Origin of the sequence: Stenotrophomonas acidaminiphila, assembly GCF_014109845.1 — a bacterium.
GTDB lineage: Bacteria > Pseudomonadota > Gammaproteobacteria > Xanthomonadales > Xanthomonadaceae > Stenotrophomonas > Stenotrophomonas acidaminiphila.
On the sequence record NZ_CP043567.1, the window covers coordinates 2,542,384 to 2,565,697 of the forward strand.

Annotated in this window: 27 protein-coding genes and 1 tRNA gene; 17 read left to right on the forward strand and 11 right to left on the reverse strand. The window is 68.6% G+C overall.

The window, feature by feature from the left end:
* Positions 1-4 precede the first annotated feature (4 nt).
* From F0P95_RS11600 to F0P95_RS11610, 3 genes are all read left to right on the forward strand, one after another.
* Entirely contained in the window at positions 5-1,522 is a 1,518-nt protein-coding gene (locus tag F0P95_RS11600) for a fumarate hydratase (RefSeq protein WP_182334356.1), read from the forward strand.
* A 76-nt stretch (positions 1,523-1,598) separates the two neighbouring features.
* Complete coding sequence (locus F0P95_RS11605; protein ID WP_182334357.1) at positions 1,599-1,919, forward strand: hypothetical protein; 321 nt, start codon at positions 1,599-1,601, stop codon at positions 1,917-1,919.
* Between the two features lie 116 nt (positions 1,920-2,035).
* On the forward strand, positions 2,036-2,671 hold the full coding sequence (locus F0P95_RS11610; protein ID WP_182334358.1) for a glutathione S-transferase family protein: 636 nt from the start codon (positions 2,036-2,038) through the stop codon (positions 2,669-2,671).
* Between the two features lie 66 nt (positions 2,672-2,737).
* Here F0P95_RS11610 and F0P95_RS11615 read toward each other — a convergent pair whose 3' ends face one another.
* The 4 genes from F0P95_RS11615 to F0P95_RS11630 form a co-directional block, all read right to left on the reverse strand.
* Entirely contained in the window at positions 2,738-3,847 is a 1,110-nt protein-coding gene (locus tag F0P95_RS11615) for a sterol desaturase family protein (RefSeq protein WP_182334359.1), read from the reverse strand.
* Positions 3,848-4,014: 167 nt separating this feature from the next.
* The gene (arsC, locus tag F0P95_RS11620) at positions 4,015-4,362 is read right to left on the reverse strand and encodes an arsenate reductase (glutaredoxin) (RefSeq protein WP_182334360.1); all 348 of its coding nucleotides are present in this window, start codon (positions 4,360-4,362) and stop codon (positions 4,015-4,017) included.
* Positions 4,363-4,367: 5 nt separating this feature from the next.
* Entirely contained in the window at positions 4,368-5,507 is a 1,140-nt protein-coding gene (locus F0P95_RS11625; protein WP_182334361.1) for a phospholipase A, read from the reverse strand.
* Between the two features lie 118 nt (positions 5,508-5,625).
* Positions 5,626-6,111 (reverse strand): DUF456 domain-containing protein, encoded by a 486-nt coding sequence (locus F0P95_RS11630; RefSeq protein ID WP_182334362.1) that lies wholly within the window; start codon positions 6,109-6,111, stop codon positions 5,626-5,628.
* A gap of 232 nt (positions 6,112-6,343) precedes the next feature.
* Here F0P95_RS11630 and F0P95_RS11635 point away from each other — a divergent pair, with 232 nt between their 5' ends.
* Positions 6,344-6,553, forward strand: coding sequence for a cold-shock protein (locus F0P95_RS11635; RefSeq protein ID WP_054665365.1), 210 nt, complete (start codon positions 6,344-6,346; stop codon positions 6,551-6,553).
* An 82-nt stretch (positions 6,554-6,635) separates the two neighbouring features.
* Here the strand turns inward: F0P95_RS11635 and F0P95_RS11640 are convergent, their stop codons facing one another.
* Positions 6,636-7,127, reverse strand: a complete 492-nt coding sequence (locus F0P95_RS11640) for a glycine zipper 2TM domain-containing protein (RefSeq protein WP_054665366.1) — start codon at positions 7,125-7,127, stop codon at positions 6,636-6,638.
* Positions 7,128-7,236: 109 nt separating this feature from the next.
* Positions 7,237-7,668, reverse strand: coding sequence for a cytochrome c (locus F0P95_RS11645; RefSeq protein WP_056932120.1), 432 nt, complete (start codon positions 7,666-7,668; stop codon positions 7,237-7,239).
* Between the two features lie 71 nt (positions 7,669-7,739).
* Between F0P95_RS11645 and F0P95_RS11650 the strand changes: the two genes are divergently transcribed.
* Positions 7,740-8,534 carry a tRNA threonylcarbamoyladenosine dehydratase gene (locus tag F0P95_RS11650; protein WP_182334363.1) on the forward strand — a complete coding sequence of 265 codons (795 nt, stop codon included), beginning with the start codon at positions 7,740-7,742 and terminating at the stop codon, positions 8,532-8,534.
* A gap of 42 nt (positions 8,535-8,576) precedes the next feature.
* Here F0P95_RS11650 and F0P95_RS11655 read toward each other — a convergent pair whose 3' ends face one another.
* Positions 8,577-9,347, reverse strand: a complete 771-nt coding sequence (locus tag F0P95_RS11655; RefSeq protein ID WP_182334364.1) for a TatD family hydrolase — start codon at positions 9,345-9,347, stop codon at positions 8,577-8,579.
* 3 nt (positions 9,348-9,350) lie between these two features.
* Entirely contained in the window at positions 9,351-9,581 is a 231-nt protein-coding gene (locus F0P95_RS11660) for a DUF6116 family protein (protein WP_182334365.1), read from the reverse strand.
* Positions 9,582-9,736: 155 nt separating this feature from the next.
* On the opposite strand from F0P95_RS11660, the gene F0P95_RS11665 reads away from it, so the two are divergent.
* The gene (locus tag F0P95_RS11665) at positions 9,737-10,561 is read left to right on the forward strand and encodes a glycine zipper 2TM domain-containing protein (protein ID WP_182334366.1); all 825 of its coding nucleotides are present in this window, start codon (positions 9,737-9,739) and stop codon (positions 10,559-10,561) included.
* Between the two features lie 185 nt (positions 10,562-10,746).
* Here F0P95_RS11665 and ppsA read toward each other — a convergent pair whose 3' ends face one another.
* Positions 10,747-13,125 carry a phosphoenolpyruvate synthase gene (gene ppsA, locus F0P95_RS11670; protein WP_182334367.1) on the reverse strand — a complete coding sequence of 793 codons (2,379 nt, stop codon included), beginning with the start codon at positions 13,123-13,125 and terminating at the stop codon, positions 10,747-10,749.
* A 194-nt stretch (positions 13,126-13,319) separates the two neighbouring features.
* On the opposite strand from ppsA, the gene ppsR reads away from it, so the two are divergent.
* From ppsR to F0P95_RS11685, 3 genes are all read left to right on the forward strand, one after another.
* Complete coding sequence (gene ppsR, locus F0P95_RS11675; protein WP_182334368.1) at positions 13,320-14,141, forward strand: posphoenolpyruvate synthetase regulatory kinase/phosphorylase PpsR; 822 nt, start codon at positions 13,320-13,322, stop codon at positions 14,139-14,141.
* Positions 14,142-14,187: 46 nt separating this feature from the next.
* Complete coding sequence (locus F0P95_RS11680) at positions 14,188-14,670, forward strand: DUF1249 domain-containing protein (protein ID WP_182334369.1); 483 nt, start codon at positions 14,188-14,190, stop codon at positions 14,668-14,670.
* Positions 14,671-14,782: 112 nt separating this feature from the next.
* Positions 14,783-15,271 (forward strand): NUDIX hydrolase, encoded by a 489-nt coding sequence (locus F0P95_RS11685; RefSeq protein WP_054665390.1) that lies wholly within the window; start codon positions 14,783-14,785, stop codon positions 15,269-15,271.
* Between the two features lie 3 nt (positions 15,272-15,274).
* Here F0P95_RS11685 and F0P95_RS11690 read toward each other — a convergent pair whose 3' ends face one another.
* Positions 15,275-15,922: a class I SAM-dependent methyltransferase gene (locus F0P95_RS11690; RefSeq protein WP_182334370.1), complete on the reverse strand. Its 648-nt coding sequence runs from the start codon at positions 15,920-15,922 to the stop codon at positions 15,275-15,277.
* 164 nt (positions 15,923-16,086) lie between these two features.
* On the opposite strand from F0P95_RS11690, the gene F0P95_RS11695 reads away from it, so the two are divergent.
* The 7 genes from F0P95_RS11695 (at position 16,087) to F0P95_RS11725 (ending at position 22,581) form a co-directional block, all read left to right on the forward strand.
* Entirely contained in the window at positions 16,087-16,701 is a 615-nt protein-coding gene (locus F0P95_RS11695; protein ID WP_182334371.1) for a CDP-alcohol phosphatidyltransferase family protein, read from the forward strand.
* Positions 16,702-16,762: 61 nt separating this feature from the next.
* Positions 16,763-17,824 carry a class III poly(R)-hydroxyalkanoic acid synthase subunit PhaE gene (phaE, locus tag F0P95_RS11700; RefSeq protein WP_182334372.1) on the forward strand — a complete coding sequence of 354 codons (1,062 nt, stop codon included), beginning with the start codon at positions 16,763-16,765 and terminating at the stop codon, positions 17,822-17,824.
* Entirely contained in the window at positions 17,821-18,885 is a 1,065-nt protein-coding gene (locus F0P95_RS11705) for a class III poly(R)-hydroxyalkanoic acid synthase subunit PhaC (RefSeq protein WP_182334373.1), read from the forward strand. The genes phaE and F0P95_RS11705 overlap by 4 nt, the downstream gene beginning before the upstream one ends.
* Positions 18,882-19,250, forward strand: a complete 369-nt coding sequence (locus F0P95_RS11710; RefSeq protein WP_425515862.1) for a YfeK family protein — start codon at positions 18,882-18,884, stop codon at positions 19,248-19,250. The genes F0P95_RS11705 and F0P95_RS11710 overlap by 4 nt, the downstream gene beginning before the upstream one ends.
* A gap of 8 nt (positions 19,251-19,258) precedes the next feature.
* Entirely contained in the window at positions 19,259-19,744 is a 486-nt protein-coding gene (locus tag F0P95_RS11715; protein ID WP_232528678.1) for a hypothetical protein, read from the forward strand.
* A 129-nt stretch (positions 19,745-19,873) separates the two neighbouring features.
* Positions 19,874-20,089: a hypothetical protein gene (locus F0P95_RS11720; RefSeq protein ID WP_182334374.1), complete on the forward strand. Its 216-nt coding sequence runs from the start codon at positions 19,874-19,876 to the stop codon at positions 20,087-20,089.
* Between the two features lie 134 nt (positions 20,090-20,223).
* Positions 20,224-22,581, forward strand: coding sequence for a Tex family protein (locus F0P95_RS11725; protein ID WP_182334375.1), 2,358 nt, complete (start codon positions 20,224-20,226; stop codon positions 22,579-22,581).
* Positions 22,582-22,714: 133 nt separating this feature from the next.
* On the opposite strand, the gene F0P95_RS11730 is transcribed toward F0P95_RS11725, so the two are convergent.
* Positions 22,715-22,801: transfer RNA gene (locus F0P95_RS11730), tRNA-Leu, on the reverse strand.
* 121 nt (positions 22,802-22,922) lie between these two features.
* Here F0P95_RS11730 and F0P95_RS11735 point away from each other — a divergent pair.
* Positions 22,923-23,291, forward strand: a complete 369-nt coding sequence (locus F0P95_RS11735; RefSeq protein ID WP_182334376.1) for a response regulator — start codon at positions 22,923-22,925, stop codon at positions 23,289-23,291.
* Positions 23,292-23,314: the final 23 nt, after the last annotated feature.

Below are 23,314 nucleotides of genomic sequence, written 5' to 3' on the forward strand. Positions count from 1 at the left end.
AGCCGTGACATCGATCAAGCAGGAAGACCTCATCCAGTCCATCGCCGACGCGCTGCAGTACATCTCGTACTACCACCCGGTCGACTACATCAAGAACCTGGCCGCGGCCTATGAGCGCGAGGAGTCGCCGGCGGCGAAGGAGGCGATGGCGCAGATCCTGATCAACTCGCGCATGTGCGCCGAGGGCCACCGCCCGATCTGCCAGGACACCGGCATCGTCACCGTGTTCCTCGAGATCGGCATGAACGTGCGCTGGGACGACGCCACCATGGGCGTGGAGGACATGGCCAACGAGGGTATCCGCCGCGCCTACGCCTACCCGGACAACAAGCTGCGCGCCTCGGTGCTGGCCGACCCGGCCGGCAAGCGCACCAATACCCGCGACAACACCCCGGGCGTGGTCAACGTCAAGGTCGTGCCGGGCGATACCGTCGAGGTGATCGTCGCCGCCAAGGGCGGCGGTTCGGAGGCCAAGAGCAAGTTCGCCATGCTCAACCCGTCCGACTCCATCGTCGACTGGGTGCTCAAGACCGTGCCGACCATGGGCGCCGGCTGGTGTCCGCCGGGCATGCTGGGCATCGGTATCGGCGGCACCGCCGAGAAGGCGATGCTGCTGGCCAAGGAGGCGCTGATGGAGCCGATCGACATCAACGAGCTCAAGGCCCGCGGCCCGTCCAACCGCGCCGAGGAACTGCGCCTGGAGCTGTACGACAAGGTCAATGCGCTGGGCATCGGCGCGCAGGGCCTGGGCGGCCTGACCACGGTGCTGGACATCAAGGTCAAGGACTACCCGACCCATGCCGCCAACCTGCCGGTGGCGATGATCCCGAACTGCGCCGCCACCCGCCATGCGCACTTCACCCTGGACGGCAGTGGCCCGGTGATGCTGGATCCGCCGTCGCTGGAAGACTGGCCGCAGATCACCTACGACGCTTCCAAGGGCACCCGTGTCGACCTGGACACCGTCACCCCGGAGGAAGTGGCCAGCTGGAAGCCGGGCCAGACCCTGCTGCTCAACGGCAAGCTGCTGACCGGGCGCGACGCCGCGCACAAGCGCATGGTCGACATGCTCAACAAGGGCGAGCCGTTGCCGGTCGACCTGAAGGGCCGCTTCATCTATTACGTCGGCCCGGTCGATCCGGTGCGCGACGAGGTGGTGGGGCCGGCCGGCCCGACCACGGCGACCCGCATGGACAAGTTCACCCGCCAGATCCTGGAGCAGACCGGCCTGCTGGGCATGGTCGGCAAGGCCGAGCGCGGCCCGGCGGCAATCGAGGCGATCCGCGACAACAAGTCGGCCTACCTGATGGCGGTCGGCGGCTCGGCCTACCTGGTGTCCAAGGCGATCAAGGCCTCGAAGGTGGTCGGGTTCGCCGACCTGGGCATGGAGGCGATCTACGAGTTCACCGTGCAGGACATGCCGGTGACGGTTGCGGTCGATTCCACCGGCGAGTCGGTGCACAGCACCGGCCCGCGCGAATGGCAGGCCCGCATCGGCAAGATCCCGGTGGTCGTGGAGTAAGGTGCTCCCCCCCCTGCGGTGTTTTTGAAACGGCCCGGGCGTATGCTCGGGCCGTTTCTCTCTGGGAGCTGCGGACATGCGTGCAGGGCGGTGGGCGATGTGGATGGGCATGACGCTGCTGGTGGCAGGGTGTTCCAGCGACGGCGGGTGGCGCGACCCGCCGCGCGACGACCCGGCTGCCTGCGTGAACCATTGCCAGAACGCCTATCAGCGCTGCAACGCCAATCCGCGCGGCTACGGCGATTGCGGCCAAGCCAGCCGCGACAACCAGTGCGACACGATCACCAACCCCGAACTGCGCGGCGCCTGCCAGACGGCACAGGCGTTCTGCCAGAACCGCTCGGCGGCCGCGGTCTGCGGCGAGCGCATGAACAGCTGCATGGCCGGCTGCAACTGAGCGGCCCCGCCGCCGCAGGCCTGTCCGGGGGCGGGGGGGGGCCACGGCAGGGGGCGCGGTGCCGCGCGGCGGCCGCGGCGACGCTAAGATGGCGCACCACTGCCAGGGAGAGCCGCATGTCCGTCGTCCTGTATGGATCGCAAAGCACCGCATCGCTGGTGGTGCACTGGCTGTTGATCGAGCTGGGCATCGAACACGAGCTGCACCAGCTCGATTTCGGGCGGAACGAGCAGAAGTCGCCGGGTTACCTGGCGATCAATCCGGCCGGACGGGTACCGACGCTGTTGATCGACGGCCAGGTGCTCACCGAATCGGCCGCCATCGCCATGCATCTGGCCGACCTGCACCCGCAGGCGGGCCTGGCGCCGGCGCCAGGCACCCCGGCGCGTGGCGCCTATTACCGCTGGATGTGCTTCTGCGTCTACACCCTGATGCCGGCCTACCGGGCGTGGTTCTATCCGCATGAACCGGCCGGCGAGGGCAACATCGACGCGGTGAAGGGGCGTGCCCGGGTGCAGTTGGAGGCGGCCTGGCAGCAGGTAGCCGATCACCTGCAGGACGAAGGGCCGTACCTGCTCGGCGCGCAGGTTTCGGTGGTGGACTTCATGATGACCATGCTGATGCGCTGGTCGCGCAACATGCCATGCCCGAGCGACGCCTGGCCGGTGCTGGCCGCGCATGCGCGGCGGATGAAGGACCGCCCCGCGCTGGCCGAGGTCTACCGCCGCGAGGGCATCAGCGACTGGACCTGAGCCCGCGCCCCGGGCCCTTGCCTGCGCGTGCGGGGCACTGCCGGGCACGGGCCGGCCGGGCATGGCTCAATCCACGTAGTCGTCGAATCTGCGGCCGCCCTGGAACGGCATCAGGTGCTGGCGCACGATGCCCCTGGGCACCGTCTCCAGTTTCATCACGCCGTATTCCTGCGGCCACTGCGCCGGGTCGCGCGGCAGTTTGAAGGTGCCCATCAGCATGTCCACCAGCGGCAGGTGGATGGCGTAGTTCACGTCCACGTATTCCTTCTGCCGGGCGTGGTGCCAGTGGTGGTAGCGCGGCAGCACCACCAGGTATTCCAGCCAGCCGAAGCGGAGCCCGAGGTTGGCGTGGGCCAGCACCGCCTGCAGCCCGACCAGGATCACGTAGGCATTCACCGCAGGGGTCGAGAAGCCCAGCACCAGCAGCGGCAGCAGCACCGCGCTGCGGGTCATCACGATCTCGAGGAAATGGATGCGCGAGCCGGCCAGCCAGTCCATGTGCCGGCTGGAATGGTGCACGGCGTGGAAGCGCCACAGCCATGGGATGTTGTGGTACGCGCGGTGCAGCAGCGCCTGCGCCATGTCGGCCACGAACACCGCGATCAGGAACTGCGCCCAGACCGGCAGCGACTGGATCGCCGCCTTCAGTGACGGGAACGCGGCCAGACCGGCGATGGTGGAGGTGGAGGCGGTGACCAGGATCAGGATGAACTGCACCAGCACGTGGCTCATGAAGAAGTAGGCCACGTCGGTGCGCCAGCCCGGGCGCAGCGGCGACAGCGTGCGCTTGCCGAGGTAGCGCTCCAGCGGCACGAACACCAGCGCCGAGAAGAACAGCGACAGCACGAACCAGTCCAGTCCCAGCGAGTAGGGCGTCTGTCCGATCGCGTCGAACTGCACGTTGGTGCCGCCCAGCAGCACCGCGAAGGTCGCGCTGCCGACGCCGATCGTGGCGATGCGCTTGTTGCGGTCGCGCAGGATGGCCAGCGTACCCAGCACGAATGCGGCGGCCAGGCCGACCAGCAGCAGGTGACGGGCGAACTGTTCGTTGTAGACGGCGCGGAATTCGCGGCTGGTCAGCAGTTCCGGGAAATGGAAACAGGCCACCGCCATCAGGCTCAACAGCCCCAGCAGCGCGGAGGCATGGGCGAAGAAGGAACGGTGCGGTCGGGCCATGCGCGGACTTCCTGTCGAGGGGCCGCCGGATTCTGCCTGTACCCGGTGAAGGGCGACAAGCCCGGCCCTGCCGGGCGCAGGGGGCGCAGTGGCGGTGGCGGCCCGCGGCGGTGGCATTGCCCGCCGCCGCCAAGGCCTGCGCCGTTGCCGGCATGGACCCGTGCGGACTACAGCAGCGTGCGCACCGTTTCCGGCGGGCGGCACAGCGCGGTGCCCTTGGACGTGCGCACGATCGGCCGGTTGATCAGCGCCGGGTGCATCGCCATCGCCTCGACCAGCGCCGCCTCGTCGTCGAGCCGGTCGGCCAGCCCCAGTTCGGCGTAGGCGGGCTCCTTGCTGCGCAGCAGGTCGCGCGCGGGGATGCCCATCTCGTCGAGCAGCTGGCGCAGGGTGGCCGGGTCGGGCGGCGTGGCCAGGTAGTCGATGACCTCGATGTCGGCGCCGGCCTGCTGCAGCAGGGCCAGGGCGCCGCGGGAGTTCGAACAGCGGTTGTTGTGCCAGATCGTTGCTTTCATTGCCTTCAGAACCATTCCAACAGCGAGATGCCGACGCCGACATAGGTGGCGCGGTGGTTGTAGTCGATCATGCTTTCGCCATAGCCGTCGAACACCTGTACGTGGCCGCGCAGCAGCCGGCTGAGCGGGAAGCCATAGTCCAGCTGCACCGAGCCGTGCGAGCGGTCGCCGCCGCGCAGCGAATGGCGCGCGGTCACCGAGAACTCGTGGCCGTTGCGGTTGTAGACCACGGTTGCGTCGCCGCGGCCGATGTAGTCCTCGATGTCCGGGTTGTTGTCGTCGCGGCCGTTTTCCGGGATGCGATACCACGGCCGCAGCATGATCGCCCAGTTGTCGCGGTCCAGGCCGACATTCAGGATCACCCGGTTCCAACTGCGCGACAGCGGGTCGCTGCGGCCATTGGACTGGTGGTTGAGGCTGATGCCGGTCATGCGCCCGTTCCAGCCGAACAGCGAGTAGCCGTTGCGGAACACCAGCATGGCTTCGGGCTCGTAGTTGGTCTCGCGGAACGGGCGCGAGATCTCGCTGTTGTAGGCCTGCCAGCGCGAACTCTGGGTATAGCCGACCCAGATGTCGCCGTTGTCGCCGAACAGGTTCTCGGCGACCTTGGTCTTGAAGCTGAGCTGGAACTTCAGTTCGGTGGCATCCAGGTCCTCGGCCTCGGTCGCGGTGTTGGCCGGATTGGGGGAGTGCGGCAGCCGGTTCGGCTTGCTGCTCCAGAACGCGGGCAGCAGGTACACGGGTTTGTAGGCGCGCAGCTGGAACAGGCCGAGCTTGGAGTCCTTGGCCAGCTCCCAGCGGCTGTCCAGCATCGAGCCGCGGCCGGCGTTGGCCACGGCCGAGGCGAGGTCGTCGTGGGCGAAGAGCTCATTGCGCGGCGACGACGGCTGCTCCAGCGCCTTGGCGCCGGCCTTGGCTTCCTTGAGCGTCTGCTGCGCGGCGCTGGCCGCCGCGTCCGCGGCGCGGGTGTCGGCCGGGGTGCGGCCGAGCGCACTGTCATAGCAGCTCAGGCGGGCGGCGTCCGAATCCAGGGCGAAGCAGGCCTGCGGCGAGGCCGGCGTGGTGATCGACTCCTGCGCCAGGGCGGTGGCGGAACAGCCTGTCAGGGCCAGCAGCAGGACGGGGCGGGCGCGGGATGTATGCATGCGGAAGCGGTCCATCGGTACAAGGGGGGAGGCGCCCTGCGATCCAGGGCGTGATCCGGGCGAGCGATTGTCGGTCATCGCCCTGTGCAGCGGGAGTCATGGCCGATGCGGCCCGGGTTCAGACGAACCAGGCGATGGCGAACACGCCGAGCATCGCCATCGCCAGTCCGAGCTTGAGCGCCACGCCCAGCACGATGCCCAGCGAGGTGCCGAAGCCGACCCGGGTGGCCTGGCCCAGCCGCCGACCGTGCAGGTATTCGCCGAGCAGGGCGCCCAGGAACGGGCCCACGAACAGGCCGATGGGCATGAAGAACAGCCCGGCCACGGTTCCCAGCACCGACCCGGCCAGCGCCAGCCGGCTGGCGCCGAGCCGTTGCGCGCCCAGGGTGGTGGCGAGCACGTCGACCACGATGGACAGTGCGGTCAATACCCCCAGTACCAGCAGCGGCAGCCAGCCGACGTGGGTGAAACCATCTGCCCAGGCCGCCACCAGCAGGCCGGCGAAGACCAGCGGCAGCCCGGGCAGGGCCGGCAGGATCACGCCGGCGATGCCGACGATCACCAGCAGGGCCGCTAGCAGATACAGTATGAATGAATAGTCCATGCGGGTTCCGGGGGAGGACCAAAAGGGGTTGACAAGATTGTCTTTCCCCGATTGATTTTTGGTTATGGTCGGGTTAAGTTTCAGCCGCTGAGCTTGGCAAGGTCACCGTGAATCGTGGCCTGATGGGTAGATCGCATGATTTGCTGCATCGTTGCACCTCGCTTCCTCCTTGCAGTCAGCCGCCTTCCGGGGCGTATCCATCAAACGTGAGAGCAACAGGGAGTCAGTCGAGATGTCCGATCGCGAAACCGGCATTGTCAAGTGGTTCAATGACGCCAAGGGCTTCGGCTTCATCAGCCGCGAGAATGGCGAAGATGTGTTTGTGCACTTCCGCGCCATCCAGACCCAGGGCTTCAAGAGCCTGAAGGAAGGCCAGAAGGTCACCTTCACCGTGGTGCAGGGGCAGAAGGGCCTGCAGGCTGACGCCGTGCAGCCGGTCTGATACAGCCCGCGGAACAGCAGAAAGGAAAAGGCCCGCGAACGCGGGCCTTTTCCATGCGCGCCGCATCCGCGGCAGGCCTGCCTCAGCGCAGCACCACGCGGCCGTTGACCACGCGCACGTAGGTGTTCTCGCGGATCCCGCCCAGGTCCTTCTGGTTGACCACGATCACGCGGCCGTCGTCCATCCGCACCTGGATGTCGTAGGAGTCGCCGGTGACGTTCTGCTGGATCTTGTTGCCAGCCAGCGCGCCGGCAGCGGCGCCCGCGGCGGCGGCGACGTTCTGGTTGCCCTTGCTGCCGCCGGTGTGGCTGGAGATTTCATGGCCGGCCACGGCACCGACGATGCCGCCGAGGATGGCGCCGGTGGCCGACGGCGCGGTACGGCCGGAAGCCACCGTGTCGATGCGGGTGACGATGCCGCAGTCGGCGCAACGGTTGTTGTTGTAGCCGCCGCTGTTGTAACCGCCGTTGTTGTAGCCGCCGCCATAGCTGCTGCCGCCGTAGCCCGGGGAGGTGGCGCAGCCGGCCAGGGCCAGGCTGGCGATGGCGCCCGCAGCGATCAACTGGATCTTCATGGTGATTCTCCTTGCCAGATGGGTAGCGGGTATGACCATACCCGGCACGGTGAATCCTCCCGTTTCACGCGTGAATGGCGAGCCAACCACGCGTGAAACCCAGGTCGAATCACCGGAAATCCTGGTGGCACGCCTTGCAGTCGTTTCCAAGCTGTTCAGTGACGGCGGCCAGCGCGGTGCAGTCGGCCGGCGGCGAGGCCAGGGCATCGTTCAAGGTGGCGCGGAAGCGGCTGGCGTGCTGCTGGAAGCGGGTGTCGTCGCGCAGGCCGGGGAAGGCCAGGTCCATGTCGTTGCTGAGCAGGCGCAGCGTCTGCAGGCGCGGGGTCGAGTCGTTGATGCTGCAGCGGTTCTGCTTGCGGCTGTCGCCGAGCAGCTGGGACTGGCGCGCCATGACGTTCATCAGGCTGTTCGGGAACGGATCCTGCCGGGCCTGGATGGCCCGCATCGCCATCACGGTGGCGACGATGCCGACCAGCAGGCCGGCGATCAGCACGAACAGGTAGCGGGATGCGTTGGACTGGGTACGGCTGGGTTCGGTCATGGCCGGGCTCCTTGGGAATGCACCGATGGTACGACGCACGGCAGGTTTGCGGCCACGGCTAGAATGCGCGCATGAAAGCACAACTGCGCGAACGTTTTGCCGGCATCGACCGGTTGTATGGCGCCGGCTCGATCGAGCGCCTGTCGGCCTGCCGGGTGGCGGTGGTCGGCATGGGCGGCGTCGGGTCCTGGGTGGTCGAGGCGCTGGTGCGTTCGGCGGTGGGCCACCTGGTCCTGATCGATGCCGACGACATCTGCGTGTCCAATACCAACCGGCAGTTGCCGGCGATGGCGGGCCAGTACGGGCGCAACAAGGCCGTGGCGATGGCCGAGCGCTGCCGCGCGATCAATCCCGATGCCAGCATCGAGGCGGTGGAGGCGTTCCTGACCGCAGCCAACATGGCCGAGCTGCTCGATCGTGGATTCGATCTGGTCATCGACGCCTGTGACAGCTTCCGGGTGAAGGTGGAGGCCATCGCCTGGTGCCGCCGTCGCAAGCTGCCGCTGATCACCGTCGGCGCGGCGGGAGGGCGCACCGATCCCACCCTGGTGCGGGTGCGCGACGTGTCACGGACCGAACACGACGCGATGCTTGCGCTGATCCGCAAGAAGCTGCGCGGCGAGTTCAACTTCCCCAAGAACCCGCAACGCTACTTCGGCGTGCCGGCGGTGTATTCGCTGGAGAACGTGAAGTACCCGCAGGCCGATGGCAGCGTCTGCGGGCTGCGGCCCAGCCTGGGTGCCGATGCGGCGCTGAAGCTCGATTGCGGTGCCGGCCTCGGCGCGGCCACCCACATCACCGGCGCATTCGCCTTCGCCGCGGTCGGCAAGGCCCTGGAGATGCTGCTCAAGCCCAAGGCGCGGTGAGCGCGGCGGCGCGGCGTGGGGATTGCCCGTCGCCGCGGTCGTTCAGGCCAGCGGCAGGTTGAACAGGCGCCGCGCGTTGTCGGTGGTGCGCGCGGCGATCTCCTCCACCGCCTGGCCGCGCAGCCCGGCGACGGTCGCGGCGATGCCGGGCAGGCGCGCCGGTTCGTTGCGCTGGCCGCGGATGGCCGCATCGGGCTGGTCGGGCGCGTCGGTTTCCAGCAGCAGGAACTCCAGCGGCATCGTTGCCGCCAGCGTGCGCAGGCGGTTGGCGCGCGGGTAGGTGAGCGGCCCGCCAAGCCCGATCAGGAAGCCCATGTCCCATAGCTGCCGGGCCTGTTCCGGGCTGCCGGAAAAGCTGTGGACCACCCCGCGCAGGCCGCCGATGCGGCGCAGCGCCTGGATCACCTCTTCGGTGGCGCGGCGGGCATGCACGATCACCGGCAGCCCGGCCTCCCGCGCCAGCTGCAGCTGCGCCTGGAAGTAGTGGCGCTGGCTGCTGGCGTCCAGGCCTTCAACGAAGAAATCCAGCCCGCACTCGCCGATGGCGCAGGGCGTCTCGCGCTCCACCCAGTCGCGCAGCGCATCCAGATGCTGCGGGCGATGCTCGGCCAGGAACATCGGGTGCAGGCCGTAGGCCGGATGCAGTGCGGGGTCGGCGGCACAGGCCTGGCGCACTGCCGGCCAGCCCGCCGCGGTGATCGCCGGAACCACCATCGCCGCCACGCCGGCGGCCCGGGCGCGGGCCAGTACCGCGCCACGGTCGCCATCGAATGCCGGCGCGTCCAGGTGGCAGTGGCTGTCTACCAGGCGCACCGGTCAACGCTTGCGCGGGAGGGCGGGCTGCTCGGTGGCGGCAACCGGATCCTTGCGCCGCTTCCAGTTGGCCAGCAGCAGCGTGCCAAGGCCGAACAGGATCTCGTCGACGAAGGGAACCGGATCGGGCAGCAGCGCGCTCAGCACGAATAGTGCGGCGGTGATCTTGAACAGCGTCGGGTAGCGCAGCTTGCGCGCCCATTCCATGAAGGGCAGCAGCATCGGGCTGGACATGGCGGAATCCTTGGAGAGGGAGGGGCGCAGGTGCAATATTGCGACAGCCGGCCGGCTTTTCACCCAGGGGCGGGTCCGGTGGATGCCTTCGTTCAGGTTTATCGTGCTGGAATTGCGCGCAGGTCAACAGGCGGGCGACCCGCTGGGAGCAGACGATGAAGAGCAACACGACTACTGTTCTGGTGGCTGCCGGTGCCTTGCTGGTGGGAGGCATCGCCACCGCCGCGTTCATGAGCAGCCGCGACAAGGCCGCGCCGCTGGCGCAGGGTGGAACGCCGGTGCTGGACAGCACGCCGCTCGCCGATGACGCTGCGGCCGGCAATGCCCTCGCCCCGAGCCAGGGCACGCTGGAGTACGCCGACGTGCTCAAGGTCGAGCCGGTCACCCGCAGCGAAGCGGCCTATGCCACCGTGATCGGCAGCGAGCCGGTCCGCGAAACCTCCACCACCACGGTGCCGCGCGAGGTATGCGAGGACGTGGTGGTGCAGGAGCGCCTGCCCGAGCGCGACGGCAATGTCGGCGGCACGGTTGCCGGCGCGGTCATCGGTGGCCTGCTGGGCAACCAGGTGGGCAAGGGCGACGGCCGCAAGGCGGCGACCGCGGCCGGTGCGGTCGCCGGCGGGGTGATCGGCAACCAGATCGACAAGCGCCATGTCGGCGGCCGCGTGGTGCAGCGTACCGAGCGCCAGTGCCATACCGAGCAGACCGCGTCGGAATCGTCGCGGGTCACCGGCTACAACGTCACCTATCGCAAGGCCGACGGCAGCACCGGCAGCATGCGCATGGACAAGCAGCCGGGCAGCCGCGTCGCCCTCGGCAATGCCAGCCGCACGGTCGGCTACAACGTCACCTACCGTTTCAACGGGCAGGAAAAGAAGGTCCGCATGGATGACAAGCCGGCCAGCGATCGCCTGCCGGTCATCGACGGCCAGGTGGTGACGCAGACGGCAGCGGTGGATGCGGCGTCCACCCGGCGTTGAGCCCGGTGGATGGCGCGGCCATCCCGAAGTTCGCCAGGAGACAACGCCCCCTCGCGGGGCGTTGCCTTTTCCGGGGTTCCCCGGGCCGGACAGGCGTGCCGGCCGGCGCCGCCGGGAGCGCATGAAACAAGGCCCCGGTGTCCCGGGGCCTGGTCTGGATCAGGGGGGCGTGCCGCGTGCCGGGATCAGGACGCGGCCTTGCTCTTGGCCAGGCGCAGCCAGGTGTCGACCACCGTATCCGGGTTCAGCGACACCGATTCGATGCCTTCCTGCATCAGCCATTCGGCCAGATCCGGATGGTCGGACGGGCCCTGGCCGCAGATGCCGACGTACTTGCCCTTGGCGCGGGCGGCCTTGATCGCCATCGACAGCAGCTTCTTGACCGCCGGATTCCGCTCGTCGAACAGGTGGGCGACGATGGAGGAGTCGCGGTCCAGGCCGAGCGTGAGCTGGGTCAGGTCGTTGGAGCCGATCGAGAAGCCATCGAAGATATCCAGGAACTCGTCGGCGAGCAGCGCGTTGGACGGCACCTCGCACATCATGATGATCTTCAGGCCGTTCTCGCCCTGCTTGAGCCCGTTCTGCGCCAGCACCTCGACCACCTTGCGGCCTTCCTCCAGGGTGCGCACGAACGGGATCATCACCCACAGGTTGTCCAGGCCCATCTCGTTGCGCACGCGCAGCACGGCCTGGCACTCCAGGGCGAACGCGGCCGAGAAGCTCGGGTCGACGTAACGGCTGGCGCCGCGGAAGCCGATCATCGGGTTCTCTTCATGCGGCTCGTAATTGCTGCCGCCGATCAGGTTGGCGTACTCGTTGGACTTGAAGTCCGACAGGCGCACGATCACCGGGTTCGGCGCGACCGAGGCGGTGAGGGTGGCGATGCCTTCGGCCAGGCGGTCCACGTAGAAGCTCACCGGGTCCTTGTAGCCGGCGATCTTCTCGTCGATCTTCTTTTTCGTGGCCGCATCCTGGCGGTCGTACTGCAGCAGCGCGTTCGGGTGCACGCCGATGTGGCTGGCGATGATCATTTCCAGGCGGGCCAGGCCGATGCCGGCGTTCGGCAGCTGGCCGAAATCGAAGGCGCGCTCGGGGTTGGCCACGTTCATCATGATCTTCAGCGGCGCCGGCGGCATGTTGCCCAGGTCGGTGGTCGCGCGCTCGAAGCCCAGCTTGCCTTCATAGATGAAGCCGGTATCGCCCTCGGCGCAACTGACGGTGACCAGCTGGCCGTCCTCGATGACCTGGGTCGCGTTGCCCGAGCCGACCACGGCCGGCACGCCCAGCTCGCGGGCGATGATCGCCGCGTGGCAGGTACGGCCACCGCGGTTGGTGACGATGGCCGAGGCGCGCTTCATCACCGGCTCCCAGTCGGGGTCGGTCATGTCGGCGATCAGCACGTCGCCGGGCTGCACGCGGTTCATGTCGTCCAGGGTCTTGACCACGCGGGCCACGCCGGCACCGATCTTGGCGCCGACCGCACGGCCTTCGGCCAGTACCGTGCCGCCCTTTTCGGTCAGCGCGAAGCGCTCGATCTGGGTGGCATGGCTGCGCGACTTCACCGTTTCCGGGCGCGCCTGCACGATGAACAGCTTGCCGCTGACCCCGTCCTTGGCCCACTCGATGTCCATCGGGCGGCCGTAGTGCTTCTCGATCGTCAGCGCCTGCCGGGACAGCTCGTGCACGTCTTCGTCGCTGATCGAGAAGGTGCTGCGCAGTTCGGCCGGGGTGTCCTCGACCTTGACCCGCTCGCCGGGGACATCCGAATACACCATGCGGATCGCCTTGCTGCCGAGCGCGCGGCGCAGGATCGCCGGCTTGCCGGCCTGCAGGGTGGGCTTGTAGACGTAGAATTCGTCCGGGTTGACCGCACCCTGCACGACCATCTCGCCCAGGCCGAACGAGGCAGTGACGAACACCACGTCGCGGAAGCCCGATTCGGTGTCCAGGGTGAACAGCACGCCCGACGAACCCACGCCCGAGCGCACCATCAGCTGCACGCCGGCGGACAGGAACACGTCCTCGTGCTTGAAGCCATGGTGCACGCGGTAGGCAATGGCGCGGTCGTTGTACAGCGAGGCGAACACTTCCTTGACCTTGCGCACGACGTCGTCGGCGCCGGTGACGTTGAGGAAGGTCTCCTGCTGGCCGGCGAAGGAGGCATCCGGCAGGTCCTCGGCGGTGGCCGAGGAACGTACCGCCACGGCCACCTCGCCGCCGCCGTTGTCGGCGCACAGGCGGGCGTAGGCGTCGCGGATGTCCTTGTCCAGCGCCGGCTGCAGCGGCGCGTCGATCACCCAGCCGCGGATCTCGCCGCCGGCCGCGGTCAGCGCGTTGACGTCTTCCACGTCCAGCGTGGCCAGGCGGTCGAAGATGCGCTTGGACAGGTCGTTGTGGGCGATGAAATCCTTGAACGCCTCGGCCGTGGTGGCATAGCCGCCCGGTACCGAGACTCCCAGGCCGGCAAGGTTGCCGATCATCTCGCCGAGCGAGGAATTCTTGCCCCCCACGCGGGCCAGGTCGGCCAGGCGCAGTTCATGCAACCACAGGATGTTCTCGTTCAAGCGCGATGCTCCGTTGAGGCCATCGCCCGAGGCGGGCTGGTATGGCCACGTCCGTAGGAAGAAGCCAATATGATGCAGTGCACACCTAAGCGGCACAAGCTTGTGACATTACTTTGTCTTGTGCTTGTCTTTCCCTGGACAGCGGCGGGTCATCCGCCGCCCCCCGTGCCATTCCCCCTCCAAAGGAGTCCTGCATGACGGCGATCCGGCCGGTGTTCTATGTCTCGGACGGTACCGGCATCACTGCCGAGACCGTGGGCCACAGCCTGTTGACCCAGTTCTCCGGCTTCAGTTTCGTGACCGATCGCATGTCGTTCGTCGACGATGCGAACAAGGCGCATGAAGCCGCACGCCGCATCCGCGCCGCGGGCGAGCGCTACCAGGTCCGGCCGATCGTGGTCAGCTCCTGCGTCGACTCGGCGCTGGGACGGATCCTGGAGGAGAGCGGGGCACTGGTACTGGACGTGTTCGTGCCGTTCATCGGCCCGCTGGAACAGGAGCTCGATGCGACCCGCCATTCCAAGATCGGCCAGGCCCACGGCATGGTCGACTTCGATACCTACCACCGCCGCATCAACGCCATGAACTTCGCCCTGAGCCACGACGACGGCATCGCGGTGAACTACGACGAGGCCGACGTGGTGCTGGTGGCCGTGTCGCGCGCCGGCAAGACCCCGACCTGCATCTACCTGGCGCTGCACTACGGCATCCGCGCGGCCAACTACCCGTTGACCGAGGAGGACCTGGAAAGCGACCGCCTGCCGCCGCGGCTGCGCCCGTACCGGCACAAGCTGTTCGGGCTGACCATCGACCCCGAGCGGCTGCAGCAGATCCGCCAGGAACGGCGGCCCAACTCGCGCTATGCCAGCGCCGAGGTCTGCCGCCGCGAGGTGGCCGCGGCCGAAACCATGTTCAGGATGGAGCGCATCCCGACCCTGAGCACGACGCATACCTCGATCGAGGAGATCTCCAGCAAGGTGCTCGGCACGCTGGGGCTGCAGCGGGAGATGTTCTGAGGCCGCGCGGCATGCCGCGGCCAGGGGGGGCGTGTACGATCACTCCATGAACCAGGCTCTTTCCCGCGTCGATCGCATTCCCCGGCTTGGCCGCCTTGGCTGGCTGATGGGGCTGTACGCGGAAAACTACCAGCACCTGATGCGGCTGTTCGCGCCGGACCACCTGCATGAGGGGCGCTATGCCTCATCGATCGGCGACGGCCTGGACCTGTACCTGGACGTGATCGAGTGCCACCGCTACACGGTCGAGCTGCGCATGACCTATGGCATCCTCGACCCCCTGACCGGCGAGCCCGATCCGTCGGCCTACGTGCGCCTGTACCGCGATGCGAGGCAGGTGGAGACCACCCACTGCTATGTCGGCCGGCGCTGGCAGGACGTGATCGGCATGTATCCCCCCGCGGACGAACTGGTCAGCCACCGCCTGCGCATGAATACCTTCCTCGGCAAATGGCTGGAATACCTGGCCGAGCGCGGGCATGGCGTGGCCACCCTGCGCCGGCTCGACGAGGCCGGTGTGCTGATGTGAGCCCGGCGCACGCGCGGGCGATGCCGGTGCCGGCCGTCCCGTTCCCGGCGCCGCATTCGCGTGGCGGGGCGATCGGTCATACTGCGCGTTTTCGCAGCGCGCCCCGATTCCGATGCCCTATACCCCGATTCTCGCCACCCTGGGATACGTGATGTCCAGGGACGGCACCCAGGCCCTGATGATCCATCGCAATACCCGTCCCGGCGACATGCACCTGGGCAAGTACAACGGGTTGGGCGGCAAGATGGAGCCGGAGGAAGACGCGCTGGCATGCATGCACCGCGAGATCCGCGAGGAAGCCGGGATCGAATGCGGCACCACCCGCCTGCGCGGCACCCTGAGCTGGCCGGGCTTCGGCAAGCACGGCGAAGACTGGTTCGCCTTCGTGTTCGTGATCGACGACTGGACCGGCACGCCGCTGCAGTCCAACCCCGAGGGCACGCTGGAATGGGTGCCGGTGGACCGGCTCGAATCGCTGCCGCTGTGGGAGGGCGACCGCCATTTCCTGCCGCTGGTGTTCGATGCCGATCCGCGGCCGTTCCACGGGGTGATGCCGTACCGCGACGGCCGCATGCAGTCCTGGAGCTACAGCCGCCTGTAAGCATCAGCCGCGCCGGGCCAGCAGCAGGTGGAACTGCTTGTCGACCCGGCGGCCGTCGTTGCTGGTGCCGGTCTCGGCGTGGGCCTGGTGGATCCAGGCCGGGAAGCCGCTGGCGCGCAGCGCGTGCTCGACCTGGGCCCGTTCGTACAGGTGGAAGCCGTGGGCGGTGAAGGGCAGGCCGCGCATGAACGCGGCATCGCCGAAGGCCAGGCACAGCCGGCCCCCGGGGCGCAGCGCCGCGGCCAGCCGCGCCAGGACGCCGGGCAGGTCCGGCCAGAAGTACAGGGTGTTCACGGCCAGTGCGGCATCGAAGCGGGCGTTGCCCACGGCAAGCGCCTGCGCATCGCCGGCCTGCAGCCGTGCGCGCCCGGCGAGCCCGTTCCGGCGCAGGAGCGCGTTGCCGGCGCGGACCATCTCGCTGGACAGTTCGATGCCGAGGTAGCGGCTGCCGGGTGCGGCGAGCAGCAGCGGGACAAAGGCCGCGTTGCCGGGGCCGATTTCCAGGATGTGCGCGTTGGCCTGGACTGCCAGCAATGCGATCGCGGCGCGGTTCAGCGCGCCATTGCTGCGGTTCATCGATTCGGCCACGGCCACTGCGGCGGCGCCATGGGGATGCCGCAACTGTGCGGCCAGGGTGGGGATGTCCAGCATCGTCGTCGTCCGTTCAGGCGTGGGCGGACGTGGCGGCGGCGGGTCCAGGGCCGATGATGGCGATCGCCGTTGTGCCAGCGCAAGCGGGGCGGCGGTGCCCGCGGCGCTGTCGCGGTAGAGGGCGCTCGCGGTAACCTGTCCCGGTACATGTCCGGCGAGTCCCCATGAAACGTCACTTCTCGATGCTGCGCGAGTTCCGGCTCGCGGACTGGTTCACGCTTGGCAACGCCTTCTGCGGCACCGGCGCGGTGTTCGCGGCGATGCGCTTCCTGCAGGACGGCCAGCGCGGCTTCCTGCTGTTCGGCATGGCGCTGATCCCGCTGGCGTTCGTGTTCGATGCGCTCGATGGCCGCATCGCCCGCTGGCGGCAGTCGTCCTCCACCCTGGGGCGCGAACTGGATTCGCTGGCCGACGTGATCTCCTTCGGCGTCGCGCCCGCCGCGCTGGCCTACGCCTGCGGCATGCAGGGCGGCTGGGACTGGCTGGTGCTGAGCTACTTCGTCTGCTGCGGCGTCAGCCGGCTGGCGCGCTACAACGTCACCGCCGAGGAAATCGCCGGCGACTCGGACAAGGTCCCGTACTTCGAGGGAACCCCGATCCCCACCAGCCTGGCGCTGGTGGTCGTGCTGGCGGTGGCGGCCCATTTCGGCGCGATCGGCGCCAACCTGTGGGGCGGCGTCTGGCAACTGGGGCCGTGGCAGCTGCATCCGCTGGTGCTGCTGTTCGCGTTGTCCGGTTCGCTGATGATCAGCAAGACCCTGCATATTCCCAAGCCCTGACCGCCGCGGCGCGGCCGCGTTGCTATCATCGTCGCGACAACGGCGGAGCAGGGCAGCGGCAGTGGCCGACGACAACGACAGCACGGGTTTCGACGCCGGCCTGAAGCGCGCCTGGGAGGCATGGCAGCAGGCCGTGGGCCAGGGCGGCGCGGGCGCGCCTGACGCCTTCCCCTGGCAGGAGGGCATCGCGCAGTGGACGCGGCTGGTCAGCACCGGTGCCGCGCCGCAGGTGCACGAACTCGGCGCCCGCTTCCAGCAGCAGGCCGGTGACTGGCTGGGCACGATGCAGCAGGTCGCGGCCCGTTTCGCCGGCCGCGACAGCAGTGCCGCCGAAGTCGCCGGCGCCTGGCGCGACGCCGTGGAGGGGCAGGGCGACGCCATGGTGCGCTGGATGCTCGACGCGGCCCGCGGTGGCAACGCGCTCGGCGACCAGCCCTGGATACGCGATTTCGTCCATGCGTTGCAGTCCGGCCATGGCGAGGGCGGCTGGCTGAACGCGCCGACCTTCGGCCCGGCCCGCGAGCACCAGGCGCGCTGGCAGGCCTTGCTGCGTGCGCAGCAGGAGCACCAGGCACGCATGGAGGCCTATGTCGGCTCCATCCGCGGCGTGCTGGATGACGCCTTCCATCGCTTCGAGGCCAAGCTGGCCGAGCACGAGGCACCCGGCAGCCAGCTCACCAGTGCCCGCGCGATGTTCGACCTGTGGATCGATGCCGCAGAAGAGGCCTATGCCACGGTGGCCATGTCCGAGGATTTCCAGCGCATCTACGCCGATCTGGCCAACACCCAGATGCGCCTGCGTGCCGCGACCCAGCATGAACTCGAGCGCGCCTGCGAGCTGATGGGGGTGCCGACGCGCACCGAGATGGATGCCGCCCATCGCCGCATCGCCGAACTGGAGCGCTGGATGCGGCGCATGGCCGCCGCCAGCGCCGCGCCCGCCCCGGCACCAGCGAAGGCCAAGGCGAAGACGAAGGCGAAGGCCGCGCACGGCGGCGACAGCGCGCCGAAGAACCGGCCCGCAGCGGCAACGAAGGCGAAAAAGGCGGCCGCGCCCGGCCGCACCCGCGCGCCCAGGGCCGCGTCCCGCCCGGCCGCGTCGCGGCGCGGGGGCAAGCCATGAAGGGGCCGCTCGGGTTCGGCATGGACGACCTGCTGCAGGAGACTCTGCAGCTGCAGCGCAAGCTGGCCGATGGACTGAAGCTGCTGCCGGGCATGGAGGACGTCGACTATGGCGTCACCGAACGCCAGCCGGTGTGGAGCGACGGCAAGGTCACGCTGTACCGCTTCGTCGGTACCGGGGCGCCGTCCGGGCAGCCGCCGCTGCTGATCGTCTACGCGCTGGTCAACCGGCCGTACATGGTGGACCTGCAGGACGGCCGCTCGCTGGTGCAGAAACTGCTCGCCGCCGGCCAGGACGTGTACGTGCTGGACTGGGGCTACCCGGATCGCTCCGAGCGTTTCCTGACCCTGGAGGACTACCTGCTGCGCTACCTCGACGGCGCCGTCGACCACCTGCATGTGCTGCATGGCGGGGCGCCCAGCCTGCTGGGCATCTGCCAGGGCGGGGTGTTCTCGCTGTGCTACGCCGCGCTGCGCCCGCACAAGGTGCGCAACCTGGTGACCATGGTCACGCCGGTGGATTTCCACACCCCGGACAACATGCTCTCGCACTGGGCGCGGCACGTCGACGTGGATCTGTTCGTCGATACGCTGGGCAATGTCCCGGCCGACCTGATGAACGCCAGTTACCTGATGCTCAAGCCGTTCCGGCTCAATGTGCAGAAGTACGTGGGGCTGGTGGACATCCTGGACGACCGGCAGGCGCTGGAGGATTTCCTGCGCATGGAGAAGTGGATCTTCGACTCGCCCGACCTGGCCGGCGAAGCGTTCCGCGAGTTCGTCAAGCAGTTCTACCAGGCCAATGGGCTGATGCATGGCGGCATCCGCATCGGTGCCGAGGCGGTGGACCTGGACAACCTGCGGATGCCGGTGCTCAACATCTACGCCGAGCAGGACCACCTGGTGCCGCCGGCGGCGTCCAGGGCACTGCGCGGACGTACCGGCAGCGACGACTACACGGAACTGGGTTTCCGCGGCGGCCATATCGGCATCTATGTCTCGGCACGGGCGCAGCGCGAAGTGCCCAGCGCCATCCATGGCTGGCTGAGCGAGCGCACATGACCCGCGGCATCCGCCTGGCGGCGCTCCTGGGGCTGGCGATGGTCCCGGCCGCGCTGCACGCCGCGCCCGGCGCCGCCGCCCGCGCCGAGATCGGTGGATTGATGCAGGCACTGGAGGATTCGGGCTGCCGCTTCCAGCGCAACGGCAGCTGGCACGATGCGGCCGAAGCGCGCAGCCACCTGCAGCGCAAGTACGACTACCTGCTCAAGCGCGGCCTGGCCGACAGCGCCGAACAGTTCATCGAGCGTGCCGCCAGCCGCAGCAGCATCAGCGGCAAGCCCTACCGGGTGGCGTGCCCGGGCCGTGCCGAGCAGGACGCCGCGCCGTGGTTCCGCCAGCAGCTGCTGCGGCTGCGTGGCGGTTGACGGTTCGAATGCACCGCCCGTCCACCGCAACCGCGGGCCCACGTGGCCGCGTTGCGGCATGGGGCCTGCGCCTGGCGCGCCTGCTGGGCGCGCTGTGGACGGCGCCCAACACCCTGCTTGGCCTGGCCGCGGGGCTGGCGGGCGTCCCGGCGGGGGCCAGGCCGCGCTGGAACCGGCGCGACTGCGCGCTGGTGTTCCATCGTTGGCCGTGGGGGCCGGGCGGTGCGATCACCCTGGGCATGGTAATCCTGCATACCGGCGACACCCTCGACGTGCCCTGCACGACCTACGAACACCGCGCCGGCCGCTGCCGCCATCCGCAGGTCCGCCTCGGCGACCATGAGCGTGCGCACGTGTTCCAGTACATGGTGCTGGGGCCCTTGTTCCTGCCGGTCTACCTGGCATGCGGTGGGGTCAACGTCCGCAATCCCTTCGAGCGCGCGGCCGACCGCTATGCATTGCAGGGGCGCGGCTGGTGGCCGGGCGTTTACTGAAGCGGTCGCCGCTGCTGTCTCCGGCGCGCAACCGGCCGGTCATGGAGCATCAACCTTTTTTGTACATCCTGGTAACGCCCGCCCACCTAGAGTGGTCCCGTTACAGACGCAACAGGAGTACTGGTCACCATGGCAGTCGTTCTTTATATCGGTGGCAGCAAGGATGGCGAAAAGGGCGTGGTGCCCTATGGCTTCAGCAAGACCCGCAGGGACACCGACGCTGGCCCGGAAATCTACGTGGAGCGGGTGATGGACGTCAGCGGCAAGGGCAGGATGCGGGTGATGGTGCTGGAAAGCCTGCGCGACGACATCGCCTTCCAGCGCCTCAGCCGGCACCTCGGCTAGGCGCGCCGGCAGCTGCGCCGGCCGTCTCCCGGCAGTGGTGCGAGCAACCCCGGGCCGGGCTGTCAATGGCTTTCCCCTCCCGGGACGCGCTGCCAGAATGCGGGCTTCCCGAGTAGCGGTAGCCCCTGGAATCCATGCAAGACAGCAAGCTCGCGCAGCAGATCGCGCAGACCATCGCCGACGAGATCGGCGCCCAGCCCGCACAGGCCAAGGCCGCCATCGCGCTGCTCGATGAAGGCGCCAGCGTTCCGTTCATCGCCCGCTACCGCAAGGAAGTCACCGGCGGCCTGGACGACACCCAGCTGCGCAACCTGGAAGTGCGCCTGACCTATCTGCGCGAACTGGAAGACCGCCGTGCGGCGGTGCTCGCCAGCATCGGGGAACAGGGCAAGCTGAGCGACGAACTGCGCAACGAGATCCTGGCTGCCGACACCAAGTCGCGGCTGGAGGACCTGTACCTGCCGTACAAGCCCAAGCGCCGCACCCGCGCGCAGATCGCCCGCGAAGCCGGGCTGGAACCGCTGGCCGACGGCCTGCTCGGCGACCCGACCCGGGATCCGCAGGCCTTCGCCGCCGGTTTCGTCGATGCCGACAAGGGCGTGGCCGATGCCAAGGCCGCGCTGGAAGGCGCGCGCGCTATCCTGATGGAGCGCTGGGGCGAGGACGCGGCGCTGGTCGGCGAGCTGCGCCAGTGGCTGGGCGAGGTCGGGCTGATCCGTGCCCGCGTCGCCGAAGGCAAGGAAACCGAAGGCGCCAAGTACCGCGATTACTTCGAGCATGCCGAGTCGCTGGCGAAGATTCCCTCGCACCGCCTGCTGGCGCTGTTCCGCGCGCGCCGCGAGGAAATCCTGTTCCTTGAACTGGACCCCGGCAGCGATGCCGACGCCGGCCACCAGTACGCCGAGGGACGGGTAGCGCGCAGTGCCGGTGTCGCCGACCAGGGCCGCGCCGCGGACCGCTGGCTGCTGGACGCCTGTCGCCTGACCTGGCGTGCGAAGCTGCACATGCACCTGCTGCTGGACCTGTTCAACCAGGCCCGCGAGAAGGCCGAGGCCGAAGCCATCGCGGTGTTCGGCGACAACCTCAAGGACCTGCTGCTGGCCGCGCCGGCCGGTCCCAGGACCGTGCTCGGGCTGGACCCGGGCATCCGCACCGGCTGCAAGGTCGCCGTGGTCGATGCCACCGGCAAGCTGCTCGCGACCGAGACGATCTATCCGCACGAGCCCAGGCGCCAGTGGGAACAATCGCTGCAGACGCTCAGGCTGCTGTGCGCCCGGCACAACGTCGAACTGATCGCCATCGGCAACGGCACCGCCAGCCGCGAAACCGACAAGCTCGCCGGCGAGGTCATCAAGGCCTGCGACAACCCGAAGCTGCAGAAGGTCGTGGTCAGCGAGGCCGGCGCCTCGGTGTACTCGGCGTCGGAACTCGCGGCCCGTGAATTCCCGGGCCTCGACGTGTCGCTGCGTGGGGCGGTATCGATCGCGCGGCGCCTGCAGGATCCGCTGGCCGAGCTGGTCAAGATCGAACCCAAGGCGATCGGCGTTGGCCAGTACCAGCACGACGTCGACCAGTTCCGCCTGGCCAAGGCGCTGGACGCGCGCGTGGAGGACTGCGTCAACGCGGTGGGCGTGTTCGTCAACACCGCTTCGGCCGCGCTGTTGTCGCGGGTGTCGGGCCTGTCGTCGACGGTGGCCGAGAACATCGTCCGCCATCGCGACGAGAACGGCCCGTTCCGGCGCCGCCGCGACCTGCTCAAGGTGCCGCGCCTGGGCGACAAGACCTTCGAACAATGCGCCGGCTTCCTGCGCATCGCCGATGGCGACGAGCCGCTGGATGCCTCGGCCGTGCACCCGGAAGCCTATCCGGTGGTCGAGCGCATCGTGGCCGCGGCGCAGCGGCCGATCAAGACACTGCTGGGCGACGGCAGCTTCCTGCGCGGGCTCAAGGCCGAGCAGTTCACCGACGAGACCTTCGGCGTGCCGACCGTGCGCGACATCCTGAAGGAACTCGAAAAGCCCGGCCGCGATCCGCGTCCCGAGTTCAAGGCGGCGCGTTTCGCCGACGGCGTGGAAGACATCAAGGACCTGCGCGAGGGCATGGTGCTGGAAGGGGTGGTCAGCAACGTGGCCGCCTTCGGTGCGTTCGTCGACATCGGCGTGCACCAGGACGGCCTGATCCACATCTCCGCGCTGTCGGACACCTTCGTCAAGGACCCGCGCGACGTGGTCAAGGCCGGCGATATCGTCAAGGTGAAGGTGCTGGAGGTCGATGTCGCGCGCAAGCGCATCGCGTTGACCCGACGCCTGGACGACAGCCCGGCACCGGCCAGGCGCGCCGACAAGGGCGTGGAGCAGGGTGCGGGGCGGGGCACGACGGGGCGCCGCGATGGTGGGCGTGGCGAACCGTCGCGGGGCGCGCGTCCGGGCAGTTCCGCACCGCCGGCCAACAACGCGCTGGCCGAGGCATTCGCTCGCGCACGCCGCAATTGATCAGGTGCTGACCGCCACGAAGATCGCAGCGAGGAGGCCCCGTTGCCCGGGGCCTTCGTCTGCGACGCTCGTCCAGCGGGAATGACCGGCCAACGCAAAAAGGCCAGGCATCGCTGCCTGGCCTTTGCTGTGCTGGTGCCGAAGGTGGGACTCGAACCCACACGCTTTTAAGGGCGGCGGATTTTGAGTCCGCTGCGTCTACCGATTCCGCCACTTCGGCTGGCAGGGGCGCAAGTATAACGGAGGGGCTGGGGGTTGGGCAGGCCTTGGCGGTGGTTTTTCGCGAAGTACCCCGGGGCCCGTGTGGCTATACTCCTGTGATCCGTGAGCAAGGGATGGCGATGGATGTGCTGCACTCCATGCGTGTGATGATCGTGGAGAACGACGACTTGAATGCGACGCTGCTGCAGTTGCAGCTCGAGCGCGAGGGACTGCACGTCGTGGGCGTGGCCGAAACCGTGCGGTCCGCGCTGGGCATGATCGATGCGCTGTATCCGCAGCTGGCGTTCCTCGATTTCTGCCTCGCCGATGACGAAGACAGTACGCCGGTTGCCGAGGTGCTCGCCGGGCGCGGCATCCCGTTCCTGGTCGCGACCGGGATGGACGCTTCGCGGCTGCCCGGGATATTCGATGCCGGCGTGAAGCTGACCAAACCCTATACCGGAAGCGACCTGCGTCAGGCCCTGGCCAAGGCCCTGAGGCCGCAGTGAGCCAGGCTGCGTGCCGGGTCAGG

Excerpts from the sequence above, each read along its gene's own strand:
- F0P95_RS11605 (WP_182334357.1), top strand. The coding sequence starts at position 1,599 with ATGCGTGCAGGGCGGTGGGCGATGTGGATGGGCATGACGCTGCTGGTG.
- F0P95_RS11610 (WP_182334358.1), top strand. The coding sequence starts at position 2,036 with ATGTCCGTCGTCCTGTATGGATCGCAAAGCACCGCATCGCTGGTGGTG.
- F0P95_RS11615 (WP_182334359.1), bottom strand. The coding sequence starts at position 3,847 with ATGGCCCGACCGCACCGTTCCTTCTTCGCCCATGCCTCCGCGCTGCTG.
- arsC (WP_182334360.1), bottom strand. The coding sequence starts at position 4,362 with ATGAAAGCAACGATCTGGCACAACAACCGCTGTTCGAACTCCCGCGGC.
- F0P95_RS11625 (WP_182334361.1), bottom strand. The coding sequence starts at position 5,507 with ATGCATACATCCCGCGCCCGCCCCGTCCTGCTGCTGGCCCTGACAGGC.
- F0P95_RS11630 (WP_182334362.1), bottom strand. The coding sequence starts at position 6,111 with ATGGACTATTCATTCATACTGTATCTGCTAGCGGCCCTGCTGGTGATC.
- F0P95_RS11635 (WP_054665365.1), top strand. The coding sequence starts at position 6,344 with ATGTCCGATCGCGAAACCGGCATTGTCAAGTGGTTCAATGACGCCAAG.
- F0P95_RS11640 (WP_054665366.1), bottom strand. The coding sequence starts at position 7,127 with ATGAAGATCCAGTTGATCGCTGCGGGCGCCATCGCCAGCCTGGCCCTG.
- F0P95_RS11645 (WP_056932120.1), bottom strand. The coding sequence starts at position 7,668 with ATGACCGAACCCAGCCGTACCCAGTCCAACGCATCCCGCTACCTGTTC.
- F0P95_RS11650 (WP_182334363.1), top strand. The coding sequence starts at position 7,740 with ATGAAAGCACAACTGCGCGAACGTTTTGCCGGCATCGACCGGTTGTAT.
- F0P95_RS11660 (WP_182334365.1), bottom strand. The coding sequence starts at position 9,581 with ATGTCCAGCCCGATGCTGCTGCCCTTCATGGAATGGGCGCGCAAGCTG.
- F0P95_RS11665 (WP_182334366.1), top strand. The coding sequence starts at position 9,737 with ATGAAGAGCAACACGACTACTGTTCTGGTGGCTGCCGGTGCCTTGCTG.
- ppsR (WP_182334368.1), top strand. The coding sequence starts at position 13,320 with ATGACGGCGATCCGGCCGGTGTTCTATGTCTCGGACGGTACCGGCATC.
- F0P95_RS11680 (WP_182334369.1), top strand. The coding sequence starts at position 14,188 with ATGAACCAGGCTCTTTCCCGCGTCGATCGCATTCCCCGGCTTGGCCGC.
- F0P95_RS11685 (WP_054665390.1), top strand. The coding sequence starts at position 14,783 with ATGCCCTATACCCCGATTCTCGCCACCCTGGGATACGTGATGTCCAGG.
- F0P95_RS11690 (WP_182334370.1), bottom strand. The coding sequence starts at position 15,922 with ATGCTGGACATCCCCACCCTGGCCGCACAGTTGCGGCATCCCCATGGC.
- F0P95_RS11695 (WP_182334371.1), top strand. The coding sequence starts at position 16,087 with ATGAAACGTCACTTCTCGATGCTGCGCGAGTTCCGGCTCGCGGACTGG.
- F0P95_RS11705 (WP_182334373.1), top strand. The coding sequence starts at position 17,821 with ATGAAGGGGCCGCTCGGGTTCGGCATGGACGACCTGCTGCAGGAGACT.
- F0P95_RS11710 (WP_425515862.1), top strand. The coding sequence starts at position 18,882 with ATGACCCGCGGCATCCGCCTGGCGGCGCTCCTGGGGCTGGCGATGGTC.
- F0P95_RS11715 (WP_232528678.1), top strand. The coding sequence starts at position 19,259 with ATGCACCGCCCGTCCACCGCAACCGCGGGCCCACGTGGCCGCGTTGCG.
- F0P95_RS11720 (WP_182334374.1), top strand. The coding sequence starts at position 19,874 with ATGGCAGTCGTTCTTTATATCGGTGGCAGCAAGGATGGCGAAAAGGGC.
- F0P95_RS11725 (WP_182334375.1), top strand. The coding sequence starts at position 20,224 with ATGCAAGACAGCAAGCTCGCGCAGCAGATCGCGCAGACCATCGCCGAC.
- F0P95_RS11735 (WP_182334376.1), top strand. The coding sequence starts at position 22,923 with ATGGATGTGCTGCACTCCATGCGTGTGATGATCGTGGAGAACGACGAC.